Consider the following 14,677-nt stretch of genomic DNA (forward strand, 5'->3'; position numbering starts at 1 on the left):
CATGGTCTTTTTCGCACCGAGCCTCTTCACGTCCTCACTTCACGCGCATGATCGGCAATCCATCTTGTTCGTACTGCTCTCTGCATGTTTCATCGTGCATTACAAATTCATGCGCACATTTGTGCTTTTTCTTGCATGTTTAATCGTATTCGTGCATAACGTCATTCAAGAGCAATGATCAGTGAGGCCAGCATGAGTGCGCGTATCGTCGTTTTTGACATCGGTGGGGTTTTGATCGATTGGAACCCGGTCTATCTCTACAAAAAGATGCTTCCGGACGATGCAAGCGTCGCGCAGTTCCTCACAGAGGTCTGCAACGGCGCATGGAATGAGCAGTTCGATGCCGGAACGCCATTTGCCGAAGGTATTGCCGAACTTGCAGAGCGCCATCCGGCTCAAGCCGACCTGATCGAGGCCTACTGGCATCGCTGGCATGAAATGCTGGGCGGAGAAATACCCGGCACTGCCAAAATCCTGGAGCGGCTTAAGATCGCTGATGTCCCCGTGCATGCCATATCCAACTGGTCGGCCGAAACATTTCCTCGTGCGCTCGAGCGATTTCCGTTTCTGGATGCCTTCGACATTCTCGTGGTTTCGGGACGAGAGAAGATGGTGAAGCCGGGCAGGGAAATCTTCGACCTGTTCCTGCAGCGGGCCGGCGTACCCGCAGGAGATTGCCTGTTCATCGACGATAATCCGGCTAATATCGCGACGGCGACGGCACTTGGATTCCAGACGGAACTGTTCCGTTCGGCCGAGGCGTTGGAGCTGCGGCTGGTCGATATGGGCCTTCTGACTGAAAACGAAAGGGTGAATGCGTGAGTACGGAAAAGCCGGAATTTGCAGTGCTCTCTCCGGAAGAACGGCAGGCCGTTATCGTGGAGAAGGTCAATGCGACCGGTCGCGTGGTCGCGGCTGCGCTTGCGCAGGAATTCGGGGTTTCGGAAGATTCGATCCGGCGGGATCTGCGCGACCTCTCGGATGCTGGCCTTGTGCAGCGGTTTCATGGCGGGGCGTCACGGCTGGTGACGCCGGCTCTCGATTTCCATCGCCGCGAAACGGTGGGGACGGGCGAGAAGCAGTTGATCGGCCGGGCTGCAGCAGTAGTGATTCCCGAAGGCGCAACGCTGCTGGTCGATTCCAGCACGACGGTTCTGCATTTTCTGCGTAGCCTTCCGCCATCGCTTTCGGTGCGGATCATTACAACGGCCGTGGATGTAGCAGCTGCCGCGCTCGATCACCCGCTGTCGGAGGTCATCATGATCGGCGGTCGGCTCGGCCGGCTGACTCGCAATGCAACCGGCGCCGGTGCCATCGAGGCGGTTCGCGCCCTCAAGGCCGATTACTGCATTCTCGGAACCTGTGCGCTGGACAACAATCTGATGCTGCGCGCTGATGATTATGAGGACGCCTACCTGAAGGCAACGATGATCAAGGCGTCCAACAAGACATTGCTGCTGGCAACCGCCGACAAACTTGGCCAGGTCGCGACCTATGAGGTTGCGCCGGTATCCTTGGTTTCGACGCTTTTCACCAGCGCGCACGACAACGCCATCCTCAAGCGCATCCAGGAGCTTGGCGTCGATGTCGAGATGACCTGACAAAATACTATTGTTTCAAGGAGATGATGATGAGTTTTTCACTTGGCGAAGACGCCAGGGCCGTTCTGCTGCCCGCTTTCGACAGCCTTGACTTTGCTGATGTCGCCGAACCGTTTCTGGAAAAGGGCGGTCAATCCGTTCTGATCGGTGAGACGCGGACGGAATATGTCTCGCGGGGAATGTCGACGGAACGGCTTGCATCCGAGACGCCGGACCAGTTTCGGGCCTTCGTCGAAAGGCTGAAAGCCCGGCGGCCGGACCTGATCGTTGCGGTGGATCAGGAAATGGGCGGTATCCAGAGACTTCAGGGTCTCGTTCCCGCGCTACCTGATCTGGCGAAGGCCAATGTTTTGACGGACGAGGCGCTTGCCGATCGCTGCTTTGATACGGCCCGCGGCGCCCGCGAACTCGGGGTATCGATGTTCCTGGCGCCGATCGCCGATATTATCGATGGTCGAAATATCTGGCTTGAAAACCGGACTATGGGCGCGGATGCGCAGGTCGTGGCGCGGCTGGTTTCCGCCTATGTCAAAGGCGTTCAGCGAGCCGGGTTGACCGCGGTCACGAAGCATTTTCCGGGTTTCAACGATTTGGATGGCGATCCGGCATTAATCGACGTTTCGCTGCACACGACACGTGACCGCATCATGGCCAATGCACTGCCCTTCACGGCGGCGATTGCCGCCGGCACGAAGGCGATCATGACCGGCCCGGCACCCGTTGTGGCGTTGGACCCGGACAATGCGGCAAGCACGTCGGCAACCGTCATGACGCTACTCAGGCAGCAGTTCGGTTTCACCGGCCTGATCGTCAGCGACGACCTCGATGCGCCTGCGACAATGCGCGGCCGGTCGCTGCTCGAAACCGCCATCGCGTCTCTGTCCGCCGGTGCAGATTTGCTCCTCGTCGCCGGCGGGCCGCATCTCGAAGCCTTGTGTAATGGGCTTGTCGAGGCGGTGCGGACAGGTGCATTGTCCGCCGAGCGTCTTTCGGATGCCGCCAACCGCGTGCGCTTGAATGCTGCCGGACTGGACTGAATAACAGACCCTTTGACAACGAAGGCCCGCCGGAGTTCCGCCGGCGGGCCTTTGTATTTTGGCGACCTTTACGATCTGTCAGCTCGAAACACGGTTGATCGCGGCCGAAGCCGATTGCAAACGCTCCAGGGGTAGACGTCCGTCTTCGACTGCCTTGACGATGGCTTGGGCGAGGATGCCGAGATGCGGCATCGCCGCCGGCGACACCAGCAGAAGATCGGCTCCGGCAATCAATGCATCGACCACGGTCTGGTCGAGGGATCTGTCGCCCATCGTCGACCGGTGATCGAGATCGCAAGTGATCACCAGGCCGGAAAAGGCAAGGTCCTCGCGCAACAGGCGGATCAGATCCGGTGAGATCGAGCCCGGCTGCGGCGGCGTCACGGCATCAAAAATGGCCGGACTGAGGAAAACGGCATCGGCGCCGGCCTCGATCCCTGCCTTGAACGGCGCGAGATAGGGTCGCAACTCATCCATGGTCATGGGAACCCGGGCTTCTTGCGTTGCCGGCAGGCCTGTGATGACAGGGTTGCCAGGGAAATGTTTCAGGGTGCTGCCAATACCCGCTTGTTTCGCGCCGCGGACATAGGCGGCAACCAGTCGCGAGACCTCGGCTATATCGTCACCGAGCGTGCGTCCAGCCAGCCACGGATTGTCCCTGGCGACGACATCGGCGGTTGGCGACAGCAGCAAATTGATCCCCAATCGACGGGCATCTTGCGCCATGGTCCTTATCTTGTCTGTAAAGGCCTCATCGGTCATGCCCACGCTGTCGCTTAATGTGGGCAAGGCGGCAGTCAAGCGATGCAGGCGATGGACAGCGGAAATGTCGGCATCGAGAGCAATCAGGGCCGGTCCGGCGATCCCGCGGATCTGATCCGCCACAGCGTGCCAGGTTTCGGCCGTCTCATCGCGTATTCTGTCGGGATGCATGATGCCCGTTGCATATTCCATCCCGTCCTCGCCGAACAGGATCGCCCGTCCGCCGTTTTCAAGGAATTCGATGAGATCGGGTGAAAGCCGCAGTTCGGTCGTCACTGGGAAGAGCGTGCTGTAGGCAAGCCGCAGATGTGGGTTCATTGAAAATCCCTTCGCAATTACATGCGCGTTAATGCGCAAATCGTTTGCATGATATTGCATGAATAAGCAATATCATGCAATTATTGATTTTGACGTGAAATTGCCTTTCCGCTGACTGGGCCGACATATGATCGCGCCGAATTGGAGAACGGAGTGCTTCGGTTTGCGTCATTATTATGCCGGCTGCGACCTTGCGCTCGATGTCATCACGTTGTTCATCATCGATCGCGGCAGGCGCCGCGCCGTGCGATTTCTCGAACGAAATACGAAGGATTTTTCGAAGCATGACCGCAAATCGCTTTGGCACCGCCCGTATCCGCAGTTCGAGACGGTTGCGTTCCAGTCTGTTTTTCCTGGCGGCAGGGGTCGGGATCGGTGGCTGGGCCGCGAGCCTGCCGTTGTTGTCTGAAAAAATGGATCTAGATAAGAGCGAACTTGGCACCGTACTTTTGTGCTTCGCACTCGGCGCCATCGTCCTGATGATCAATGTCGGCCGATATCTGGATCGACTGAAAAGCATTCATTCCGTCAGCCTGTGCGGCAGCATCGTCTTCGGGCTTGCGATTGCGCTCGTGCCCTATGTCGAAAGTATCTGGCTGCTGGGGCTTTTGATTTTTCTGGTGGGGGCGGCGTTTGGAACGCTCGATGTGTCGATGAACACGGAGGCCTCCGCCGTGGAACGCTCGACCGGCCGGCACCTCATGTCGTCCTTCCATGCTTTGTTCAGCATCGGCAATATTATCGGCGCTTTCCTGGCTGGAAAAGCCGTTGCCCATGGCGGCACCCTGTACGAGTGCCTGGGAGGAGCCGGGATCATCGTCCTGCTCGCGGCGTTTTCGACACTGCTCATCACGAAGGTCCCCACACAGGCGTCATCCGCGAACCCAACATCCGGCGCCACGCCTAGCGCGCCGTTCACGTCCTCCCAACGCCTGCTTATCGTCCTGTTCGGTGCAATCGGTTTTCTCGCCTTCCTGGCAGAGGGCGGGTTGATGGACTGGACTGCCATTTACATGGTCGATGTTCTCGGTGCCTCCGAAAGCCGTGGCGCCTATGCCTTCGCGACATTCGCAGCAGCCATGGCGATCGGGCGGCTACTCGGCGACCGTGCGACCCAGTATCTCGGCCATGGGAATCTTCTGAAATTCGGAGGTATCATCTGCGCCTTGTCGATCCTGACGATGCTGCTGGCAAAGAGCCCGACAGTGACGCTCGTTGTTCTGGCCTTTTGTGGCCTGGGCGTCGCCAACATGATCCCCGCCGTCTTTGCGTCCGCCGGTCACATCGGAGCGCATGCCGCGGGCCGGGCAATGGCGATCGTCACGACCATGGGCTATAGCGGCTTGCTGCTCGGCCCGGCGCTACTCGGTTTCGTGGCGCAGAGTTCAAGCCTGACCGTCAGCCTAGGCCTTATCATGCTGGCATTCGCTCTCATTTCTGTGGGGACGCTTTATCTCAGCCAGCGCATGAAGCAACACGATGCGCAACACGAGCAGCGTGACCTCGTCAAGGCAGCAGGAGTGACTCATGCTGAATGATACGAGCGCATGCAGCGAACCTCTGGAGAAAGTCGCCCGGCGTGCCGATGGCGACTGGCTGGAAAGCCTGCCGGCCTGTGGCATGGCGCAATTCCGCAAGAAGATCCAGCAGGGTGGCGAACCCGTCTTCGTGCTCGATCAGGAATCGTCGTTTCTTCATCCGGTCTGGCTTTTGCTGCTGCGAGAGAAGCATGGGCCGCTGTTACGCGTGACAACACCGAAGAATCCTTTGACCCGCAAGCTGACTTCGGTTCGCCAAGTCTATCAGATTGCCCGCACAAGCGGCCTTCGTTCCGTATTGATCCCCGTGGAGCGGAAACGCTAGTATTGGCTGAAGGCGAGAGCGCCGACCCGTGTTAGCGGATCGGCGTGTGAGATGTCACTCGATGATGGTAATCTTGGAGCCGTTCAGAAATTTGGCGGGCTCGAAACCACGCGCCGTCGCCATCGGAACCATCAGAAGCTGGATGGGAAGTATTTCCAGAACAGGGCGGAGACCTTCGGCGACATCGGGCAGACGGAGTGTCCGCAGGTCGTCGGAGACTGCGATCGCAGTTGCATCTGGCACAACAACGAGGCAACGGCCGCCGAGGCGTGAAATATCGGCAGCGGTTTTAAGATTAAGGTCAAGCGTGGCGCCGGGACCGCCCAGGAACAGCATGCTGCGGAAGCCATTCCGCACCAATTCCAGCGGACCGTGGCGGAACTGGCCGCCGGACAGCGCCTGGGTCGGCGCCTTGGCGGCTTCTGCCGTCACCAGTGCCGCCATCATGGCGCTGGCATAGCTTCCACCACGCCCGATGAAAGTCAACGGTTGCTCGTGGCCGAGATAGGCAAGCGTTTCCTCCATCTGTTCCGGCAGGGTGGACAAAAGGCTTTCGACGGCGTCGGCGAGGATGCCGATTTCCTCGGCCAGCGCCTCTTGGTGGCCAACCAGAAGCTGTTCGAAGATGTAGAGCGCGACGATGCCGGCGGTGTAGGTCTTGGTCGAGACAGTTTGTTCGGGGCCCACCTCCGTCGCAAGCTTCAGCGAAGCCCAGCGCGACAGCTTGTTGTCGCGGGTATTGGTGATGGCCACCCTGGCGCTCACGCCAGCGTCGAGTTCCGTCATTCGGCAGAGTTCGACGCTTTCCCCCGATTGCGAAATCGCCACAACCAGCGCACCCGAACGCAGAAGGGCAGGCGCCTGCTGGATCAGTTCCGACGTGTCCCACAACGACACCGGCACAGGCAGTGCCTGGCTGAGCCTCAGCCAAGTGCCGTAGGCGCTGAACAGCGAACCGCCCATGCCTGTCAGGATCACATGCCGCACGTCACCCGTGTCGATCATCGTCCGGATCGCCTTGACCTCATCGATCAGGGAAGCCGTGATCAGGTGGCTGAGCTTGCGGATGGCGGCCGGCTGCTCGCCGATTTCATCGAGATAGGACTGGGACACGGAAACTCCATTCTGTTCAAGTGTTGAGAAAAATCTGTGCGGCCGCCCCGATCATTCCAGCGTCATTGCCGAGCGAAGCGAGCGAAAAACGGACATTGCGGAGATACATATCAAGGCCGCACATCCGGGCTTCGCGCTCGAGCGGCTGCAGCAGGAGATCGCCGGCGGCGCTCAGTCCGCCCCCCAGCAGGATGACATCGGGAGCGAAAATCTGCGCCCAGGTGGCAGCACCCCGTCCAAGCCAGCGCCCGACATCGGCCAGCATCGCTTTTGCCGCCGGATCGCCTTCAAGCGCCGCCACAACGACGTCCGAGGCATCGGCCTCCCGGCCGAAGTCGCGTGCCCGGATGGCGAGCGGACTTTGCGGAACTTCGTCGCAATAACGCTGCGCGATCCCGTTCAAGGCGTCTCCGGAGGCGAGCGACTCCAGGCAACCGACGCACCCCTGGCGACAGGGGCGGCCATCGCTGCCGTGCATGATCAACTGCCCGGCATTGCCCAAACCGCCGCCCGACGTGATGAAAGGCTTGCCATCGACAGTGAGTGCCACGCCGATGCCGGTTCCGGCGGCGATCAGCAGAAGGCGCCGGGCATTTTTGTCCTTGCCGAACATCGCTTCGGCAAGACCGGCCGCGGTTCCGTCGTTTTCCATCCGGGCGGGAAGGCCAAACAGTCCGCCAATGCGCTCGGCCAAGGGGAAATCGTCGAGCTTCGGTATGTTGCCGAGATCGCCCGACAGGTTGTCGGGATGGATGCGGCCGGGAAAGCCGATGCCGATACCTCGCAGTCTGGCGTGCGGATGTGCCGCCGCGATGTCGCGGATCGCATGAGCATATTGTCCGACAATGGCGTCTGCTTCGTCGTTGCCAAGGACAATGCGCCGCCGCTCGACAACCTCGCCTCCAGACGAGACGAGGCCGATCTTCGTGCTGCCACCGCCGATATCGATGCCGATTGCGAAATCCTGTTGCGACACGAACGGGCTCCTACAGGCGGTAGCGGTTGACGTTGAGCATGAAGCCGTCGCCCTTGTAGACGGACTTCACATATTCGACGGCCTGGTCCGTATCGGTGACCGTGACGCGCCAGACGGCGAGCACAGGAGCGCCGGGCTCAATCTTCAGATGATCGGCCTCCTCGGCGGTCGCGGCGACTGGTTCGAAAAGAGCATCCGTCCAGGTCGGCACGATGCCCCAGGTCGCAGCCATTTCCGCGTAGAGCGAACCGCCCTCGAACATGGCACGGGTGGCGGAGGGATAGAGCGCCGCAGGGAGATAGGCATCCTCCAGCGCCACCGGGTTCCCGTCTATGCTGCGCACGCGTCGCAGGAAGATGAAATCCGCACCGCTTTCGCCCTCGCTTTGCAAATGCTTGCGGAAAGACGGAGATAGCGGCTTGCCTTCCTCATAGGCGACGATGGTCGAGCCGGGTTCGCCGCCGAGTTTTCGGACTTCCGTCGTGAAACTGTGAAAGCCGGAGACGCCCTTCATGCGCGATGCCGTGCTGAAATAGCCGCGCCCGTGTTCGCTGTAGATGACGCCGCGGGTTTCCAACTGTTTCAGTGCCTGGCGGACGGTGACGCGCGAAACGCCGAACTCCCGCGACAGTTCGCCTTCGGAGGGCAGGGCGAAATGGGCGCCGTTGCGGGCCTTCACCTCGCCATCGAGGATTTCCGCCACCTGCATATACATGGGGACGGCGCCGCTCTTGCGGATCGGTTTCTTTTTCAGCCACGTTTCGGTCATCGATGTTTCCTCTCTTTTAAAGGCAGTCGGGTCGTCAGTCTCTAACATGTCGAGACAAGTCGGCAAGCATGCCTTCGAGAGCATTCCTTTCGCGGTTAGTGGCGTGTCATCGCCGCAGCGATCTTTTCCGCCGCCATGATGATCGGGGCGTTGATATTCGCTGACGGCACGCGTGGAAGGATGGAGCCATCGACAATGCGCAGCTTTTCCAGCCCATGCACACGGCCGGCGGAATCGGTAACGGACAAGTCGTCCGAACCCATGCGGCAGGTGCTGGTCGGGTGATGTTCGGTGTTGGCGACGGTACGCAGCCAGGCCTCGATCTCCGCATCGGAAGCACCGCGCTCCGGCGTGTCGACGGCAGCCCCCTTATAGCGTGACCAGGCGGACTGGCTTGCCATTTCCAGGGTCTTGCGGATGCCGTCCACCATCTCGATCGTGTCGCGGCGGTCGGTCAGGTAGTTGAAGCGAATCGACGGTTTGGCGGCGGGGTCGGCGGATTTGAGCGCAATTCGACCGCGGCTATACGGTCGCATCTGGCTGACGAAATACTGGAAGCCATCGGAGATCGTTACCTTGCCGGACTGGAAGTCGGCGAGGAACGGCAGGAACTCGTGCTGCATATTGACGTAGTCGATCGCCTCGCTGCTCTTGAAGAAGGCGCCGACCTCGAAGAAGTTGGTCGCGCCGAGGCCGCGCTTGAACAGAAGCCACTCGATGCCCAGCTTGAGCCGGCCGACCATGTTGAGTTGCCGGCGGATGGATACGCCTTTTGGAGAGGTGAAGCGCAGTGGCGCAACCACATGATCCTGCAGATCGGCGCCGACGCCAGGCAGGTCGGCAGCACTTGCAATACCGTGCTCTCTCAGAGCGCCCCGGTCGCCGATACCCGACAGCATCAGAAGGTGCGGAGAGCCCACCGTGCCGGCGGAAAGGATGGTTTCACGGGCCGCGCGGATGGTCTTTCGTTCGCCTTTATGCAGGATCGTCACGCCCGTCGCGGTGCGTCCATCAAGGAGGATTTTTTCGACGAGGCATCCCGTCATGACGGTCAGGTTTGGGCGCTGCCGGGCCGGCGTCAGGTAGGCAAGGCTGGTGCTGCAGCGCACGCCGTCGCGAATGGTCGCCTGGGTGATGTGAACACCATCCTGGGCGCCACTATTATAGTCGCCGGCATCGTGCAAACCGAATTCCTGCCCGGCATCGAGAAAGGCGCGGTAAAGTGGATGGTCGGCCTTGCTGCGCACGACGCTGATCGGACCGGAGCCCCCGCGCACAAGATCGCGGCCGCCTTCGAAACTTTCCATCTTCTTGAAATAGGGCAGGCAGTCCTCGAAATCCCAGCCTTCGACACCAAGGCTGCGCCAGGCGTCGTAGTCCTGCTTCGCGCCGCGCACATACACCATGCCGTTGATCGAGGAACTGCCGCCAAGGCCACGGCCGCGGGCCTGACCGATGCTGCGGCCGTGCAATTCGGGCTCCGGCTCGCTCTCGAATTTCCAGTTGTAACGATCGCTTTCGATGGGAAACGTCAGCGCGGCCGGCATCTGGATAAAGATCGAGCGATCGCTCGGGCCGGCTTCGAGAAGGCAGACCGAAATGCTTGGATTTTCCGTCAGCCGGTTTGCCAGCACGCATCCGGCCGAACCGGCGCCGACGATGACATAATCGAATTCCTGGATGCTCTTGCTCATATCGTCCTCTTTGTCACGCTGCGCCGGATAGTCTGGCGTGTCCTGCAGTCCGGCGAAACTGTCTTTTGCGTTTTCATCCGGCACTAGACAGCGCTTCAAGCCTGTGTTAGCTACTCTTTAACATGTAGTAACAAGTTGTCAAGCGAACAACTTACCACATGTCACGAAACTCAACCGGGAGCAGAACGATGACACGAAGGGGATTCATAACGCTATCAGCCGCATTTGCGGCTTTCACCCTGTCCACGAGCGCCTTTGCCATGGATTGGAAAGCGCAGTCGGGCCAGGAAATCACAGTGCTTCTGAGCGAGCACCCATGGACGGCGGAACTGCGCAAGCATGTCGGGGAATTCGAGGCGGAGACCGGGATCAAGGTCAAGATCGATGCCTTTGCTGAAGATCTCTATTCGGATCGCATGAACCTTGCGGTTCGCTCGGCCGAATCCGTTGCCGACGTCTACATGATCCAGATGGACTCGGCGCTCTATACGCAGTGGGAGGCCGGCGTCGTCGAGCCGTTGACGCCCTATCTTGAGGACGCTTCCAAGACGGATGCGGCTTATGATCTCGCCGACTATCCCCAGGGTTTCCGCGAGGGCGCATCCTTCCCGGTCGGCGAGCCGAACCCGCAGCTCTATGCGATCCCGATCTCGTTCGAGGCCTATACGCTCTTCTACAACAAGGACCTGGTCGACAAATATCTCGGCGGCAAGGTGCCGGCGACGATGGACGAACTGATCGCCGCCGCCAACGACATCAGCGCCAAGGGCGAGGGCAAGATCTTCGGAGCCTCAATGCGCGGCAAGCGCTCGGCCGAACTGGTCGACACCATGACCGGTATCGTGCTCGACGCCTGGGGCGAGCAGGCGGCCGCTCTTCCCTACAACATCTGGTTCGATGGCGATTGGGCAAAGCCCCGCTTCAACGATCCGCGTATCGCCAAAGGCCTGTCCTACTATGCCGGCCTTCTGAAAGCCGGTCCGCCGAGCGCGCTGTCCTACGGCTGGGAAGATGCAAGCCGCTTCTTCTCGCAGGGTAATGCGGCCTTCTTCGTCGATGCCTCGGTCTTCGGCCCGGGCTTTGAGGACGCAAAGACGTCGGCGATTGCAGGCAAGGTCGGCTATGCACCGCTGCCTGCATCGTCAGGTGATATCGGCTATAGCGGTCACTGGTCCTGGGGCATTTCGATTGCCAAGAATTCGCCGAAGAAGGATGCCGCCTGGCTCTTCGTGCAATGGGCGACGAACAGAAAGATGACCGCCACGCTCGGTGTTGCGACCGGTGGCGCACCGCGCGATTCAGCCTGGGCTGATGCCGATTACGTCAAGGCGCTCAATGCCGGCTATGTCGAGGCCGTCAAGACCCAGATGCAGCATACCCGTGCCACTTCGGTGTTCCGTCAAGGCTGGAGCGACGTCGTGCTGCTGATCGTCGACGCCATCCACCAGATCTATCAGGGCACGTCACCTGAGGACGCAGTGGCGGAACTCCAGACCAACGTTCAAGACACACTCGAATAAGCTGTTTCTCAACGGGGCCGGCTTGTCCGGTCCCGTCTCTCCCCAAAGCAGGATCTTATCGACCATGCGCCGAGACAAACACATCCGCTGGCTGATTGCGCCGGCCCTGCTGCTTCTGGCGGCAGGAACGCTCTATCCCATCGTCTATTCCGGCTATCTCTCGCTTCTTCAGTGGAACTGGGGTTCGGAGGCAAAATTCGTCGGCCTGCGGAACTTCATTCGCATCCTGTCGGGCAGCGGCTTTCCGAAAGCGCTGTTCAACACATTCTACTTCGCGATCTTTGCGGTGGTGATCGAGACATTGCTCGGCCTCGGCCTGGCACTCGCCATCAACCGTATCCGCATCGGCGCGGGCCTGGTCCGTACATTGATGATCATGCCGCTGATGGTCTCCGGCATCGCCGTCTCGCTGATCTGGAAGGTCATGCTGGATCCGACGCTCGGCATCATCAACTACCTGCTGTCGCTGGTCGGGATTGCCGGCCCTGCCTGGCTCGGCACGGTGCCGACCGCCATGCCCTCGATCATCATGATCGATACATGGTGGCAGACAGCCTTCACCTTCATCATTCTCTCCTCGGCGCTGAAGAGCCTGCCGGCGGAGCCTTTCGAGGCTGCCAAGCTCGAAGGTGCCACGCCCTTCCAGAGCTTCCGCCATGTCACGCTGCCGATGCTGAAGCCCGTGCTGATCACGATCATCATCTTCCGGACCATCGATACGCTGAAGGTCTTCGATATCATTTTCGGCACCACCGGCGGCGGCCCGCTCAGGGCAACCGAGAGCGTCCAGACGCTGGCCTACCAGACCGCGTTCAAATCCTACAAGTTTGGCGAGTCCGCGGCGATCGCGGTGGTCTTCTCGCTGATCATCCTCACGCTTTGCATCATCTATCTGGTGATCGATACAGACGATGGAGAAAAAGCATGAGCACGTCCGCTTCCTTCCGCCGCCGGCTCTGGCCCTACGTCGTCGCCGTGGTCGCGGTGGCCGTGTCGCTGTTCCCGATCTTCTGGATCCTGACCATCGCGCTCAAGAGCCGCATGGATGCCTTTGCCATGCCACCGGTCTGGTTCTTCTCGCCGGTTTGGGAGAATTTCGGCCGTGCCTGGTCGGCGCAGGGCTTTTCCGGCGCCTTCTTCAACAGCCTGATCGTCTGCGCCATCGGCAATGTGCTGGCGCTCGCCGCCGGCATTCCCGCAGCCTATTATCTTAACAAGCGACATGTACCTGGGCGCAGGACGATCCTGATCTTGCTGTTGATTTCCTACATGCTGCCGGAGTTCCTGTTCATCGTGCCGATGTATGTGCTTTTCCAGTCGATCGGGCTCTACGACACGGTGATCGGGCTGGCGCTGATCTACCAGGTCTTCACACTGCCCTTCACGATCTGGCTGCTGCGCGCCTTCTTCGCCGATATTCCCGAAGCGCTCGCCGAAGCCGCGCGGCTGGAAGGGGCCGGCACGTTGCGGATCGTCTGGACGATCTACGTGCCGATCGCAGCTCCCGGCATCGCAGCCACTGTTATCCTCAATTCCATCAAGATGTGGAACGAACTGACCATCGCGCTCGCGCTCACCTTCGAGAAGGCACAGACCGTGACACTCGCCGTTGCCGGCTTCCGTGGTTACGCCTCCATTGATTGGGGCGCGATGTCGGCCGCCTCGATCATCATCATCCTACCGATGGCGCTGTTCGCCATTCTGGCGCAACGGCGCATCGTCCAGGGCCTCAGCCTTGGCGCGGTCAAGTAAGCCACCAATCAATCAAGGAAAAAGCCATGTCCGCCGTTTCCCTTCAGGGTATCGATATTTCCTATGGTTCCGTCGATGTTGTCCGCAATCTCGATCTCGACATCAAATCCGGCGAGTTCGTCGTCTTCGTCGGCCCCTCGGGCTGCGGCAAGTCGACAACGCTACGCCTGATCGCTGGTCTTGAGGAAGGCCGCTCCGGTGAGATTTCCATCGGCGGCCGTGTCGTCAACGAGATCGATCCGGCCAAGCGCGATGTTGCCATGGTCTTCCAGAATTATGCGCTCTTCCCGCATATGTCGGTCGCCGACAATATCTCTTTCGGCATGCGGTTGCGCGGCGAGGCGAAGGAGAAGATCGCGGCGAGCGTCGCGGACGTGGCGCGCATGGTCGGCCTTCAGGACCATTTGCACAAGCGGCCGGGCGCGCTCTCCGGTGGCCAACGCCAGCGCGTGGCGCTCGCCCGCGCCATCGTGCGCAAGCCTGCCGTCTTCCTGTTCGACGAGCCGCTTTCCAATCTCGATGCCGAATTCCGCGCCGCCATGCGCTATGAGTTGAGCCGCCTGCACCGCGAACTCGGCTCGACGATGATCTACGTCACCCATGATCAGGTCGAGGCTATGACGATGGGCGACCGCATCGCAGTGCTTGCGCCGCTGAAGCAGGCGGGGCGCTCCAACCTCATGCAGTTCGGCACGCCGGAAGAGGTCTATCACCGCCCGGCAAATCTCTTCGTCGCCAAATTCATCGGCTCGCCGCCGATGAACCTGTTCGAGGTTCGAATGGAGAATGGCGAGGTTCGACTGGGTTCTGTCTCCTTGCGGATCGGCGGATCCATACCGGCGGCGCTCACGGTCGGTATCCGCCCTGAGCATGTGCTGATCAATGTGGGCGAGGGACCGTCCATCGATGCGACTGTGGAGGGAATGGAAAATCTCGGACACGAGAAGCTCTGGTTTCTTGCGACCGGCATTGGCCGCGTGGTCGCACGGACACAGGATAACGTCCAACATATAACCGGCGAAAAGGTAAGCCTGCGCTTTCCCGGCGAGCGGCTGCATCTTTTCGATAGCGCGACCGGCGAAAGGATGCCGGAAGACAGCCTTGTTCGTGGGAAAGGGTAGCAGGAATCCTGCTCGGATTCGCCGCTGGCCGAGACCCATTCAACCTGATCTGTGAAGCTGTTCACGATGTGGCCTGGGTGGAGCAGCGTCCAGTTCAAACTCGCCGAAAAGACACCGATTCCGAACTGGCCCTCCATGCTGGTCGGATTGC

General features: G+C 60.2%; 14 protein-coding genes. 9 read left to right on the forward strand and 5 right to left on the reverse strand.

Translation table 11 applies throughout. The features are described from left to right. The first annotated feature begins 192 nt into the window (after positions 1-192). The 3 genes from ASG68_RS26055 to ASG68_RS26065 are packed head-to-tail and all read left to right on the forward strand — an operon-like array spanning position 193 to position 2,638. A complete protein-coding gene (locus ASG68_RS26055) occupies positions 193-822 on the forward strand; it encodes an HAD family hydrolase (RefSeq protein ID WP_062584554.1) in 630 nt (209 codons plus the stop codon). Next, a complete protein-coding gene (locus tag ASG68_RS26060; RefSeq protein ID WP_062584385.1) occupies positions 819-1,601 on the forward strand; it encodes a DeoR/GlpR family DNA-binding transcription regulator in 783 nt (260 codons plus the stop codon). The genes ASG68_RS26055 and ASG68_RS26060 overlap by 4 nt, the downstream gene beginning before the upstream one ends. 29 nt (positions 1,602-1,630) lie before the next feature. Then, positions 1,631-2,638 carry a glycoside hydrolase family 3 N-terminal domain-containing protein gene (locus tag ASG68_RS26065; protein WP_062584387.1) on the forward strand — a complete coding sequence of 336 codons (1,008 nt, stop codon included), beginning with the start codon at positions 1,631-1,633 and terminating at the stop codon, positions 2,636-2,638. Positions 2,639-2,716: 78 nt separating this feature from the next. Here ASG68_RS26065 and ASG68_RS26070 read toward each other — a convergent pair whose 3' ends face one another. After that, positions 2,717-3,718, reverse strand: a complete 1,002-nt coding sequence (locus ASG68_RS26070) for a glycoside hydrolase family 3 N-terminal domain-containing protein (RefSeq protein ID WP_062584389.1) — start codon at positions 3,716-3,718, stop codon at positions 2,717-2,719. Positions 3,719-4,002: 284 nt separating this feature from the next. On the opposite strand from ASG68_RS26070, the gene ASG68_RS26080 reads away from it, so the two are divergent. Both ASG68_RS26080 and ASG68_RS26085 read left to right on the forward strand, forming a co-directional pair. Then, positions 4,003-5,256: an MFS transporter gene (locus tag ASG68_RS26080; protein ID WP_062584394.1), complete on the forward strand. Its 1,254-nt coding sequence runs from the start codon at positions 4,003-4,005 to the stop codon at positions 5,254-5,256. Continuing rightward, on the forward strand, positions 5,246-5,581 hold the full coding sequence (locus ASG68_RS26085) for a hypothetical protein (protein ID WP_062584396.1): 336 nt from the start codon (positions 5,246-5,248) through the stop codon (positions 5,579-5,581). The genes ASG68_RS26080 and ASG68_RS26085 overlap by 11 nt, the downstream gene beginning before the upstream one ends. A 54-nt stretch (positions 5,582-5,635) precedes the next feature. On the opposite strand, the gene ASG68_RS26090 is transcribed toward ASG68_RS26085, so the two are convergent. From ASG68_RS26090 to ASG68_RS26105, 4 genes are all read right to left on the reverse strand, one after another. Continuing rightward, complete coding sequence (locus ASG68_RS26090; RefSeq protein WP_062584398.1) at positions 5,636-6,694, reverse strand: SIS domain-containing protein; 1,059 nt, start codon at positions 6,692-6,694, stop codon at positions 5,636-5,638. Positions 6,695-6,710: 16 nt separating this feature from the next. Beyond that, positions 6,711-7,670, reverse strand: a complete 960-nt coding sequence (locus tag ASG68_RS26095) for an ROK family protein (protein WP_062584400.1) — start codon at positions 7,668-7,670, stop codon at positions 6,711-6,713. Positions 7,671-7,680: 10 nt separating this feature from the next. Further along, positions 7,681-8,439 (reverse strand): GntR family transcriptional regulator, encoded by a 759-nt coding sequence (locus ASG68_RS26100; protein ID WP_062584402.1) that lies wholly within the window; start codon positions 8,437-8,439, stop codon positions 7,681-7,683. Between the two features lie 95 nt (positions 8,440-8,534). Next, positions 8,535-10,133 (reverse strand): choline dehydrogenase, encoded by a 1,599-nt coding sequence (locus tag ASG68_RS26105; protein ID WP_062584557.1) that lies wholly within the window; start codon positions 10,131-10,133, stop codon positions 8,535-8,537. Between the two features lie 188 nt (positions 10,134-10,321). Between ASG68_RS26105 and ASG68_RS26110 the strand changes: the two genes are divergently transcribed. The 4 genes from ASG68_RS26110 (at position 10,322) to ASG68_RS26125 (ending at position 14,526) form a co-directional block, all read left to right on the forward strand. Next, the gene (locus tag ASG68_RS26110) at positions 10,322-11,653 is read left to right on the forward strand and encodes an ABC transporter substrate-binding protein (protein WP_162243615.1); all 1,332 of its coding nucleotides are present in this window, start codon (positions 10,322-10,324) and stop codon (positions 11,651-11,653) included. A 64-nt stretch (positions 11,654-11,717) separates the two neighbouring features. Then, positions 11,718-12,581 (forward strand): carbohydrate ABC transporter permease, encoded by an 864-nt coding sequence (locus tag ASG68_RS26115; protein WP_062584406.1) that lies wholly within the window; start codon positions 11,718-11,720, stop codon positions 12,579-12,581. Then, the gene (locus ASG68_RS26120; protein ID WP_062584408.1) at positions 12,578-13,405 is read left to right on the forward strand and encodes a carbohydrate ABC transporter permease; all 828 of its coding nucleotides are present in this window, start codon (positions 12,578-12,580) and stop codon (positions 13,403-13,405) included. The genes ASG68_RS26115 and ASG68_RS26120 overlap by 4 nt, the downstream gene beginning before the upstream one ends. A gap of 26 nt (positions 13,406-13,431) precedes the next feature. Beyond that, complete coding sequence (locus tag ASG68_RS26125; RefSeq protein WP_062584410.1) at positions 13,432-14,526, forward strand: ABC transporter ATP-binding protein; 1,095 nt, start codon at positions 13,432-13,434, stop codon at positions 14,524-14,526. Positions 14,527-14,677: the final 151 nt, after the last annotated feature.

Origin of the sequence: Rhizobium sp. Leaf453 (assembly GCF_001425605.1) — a bacterium.
Taxonomy (GTDB): domain Bacteria; phylum Pseudomonadota; class Alphaproteobacteria; order Rhizobiales; family Rhizobiaceae; genus Pararhizobium.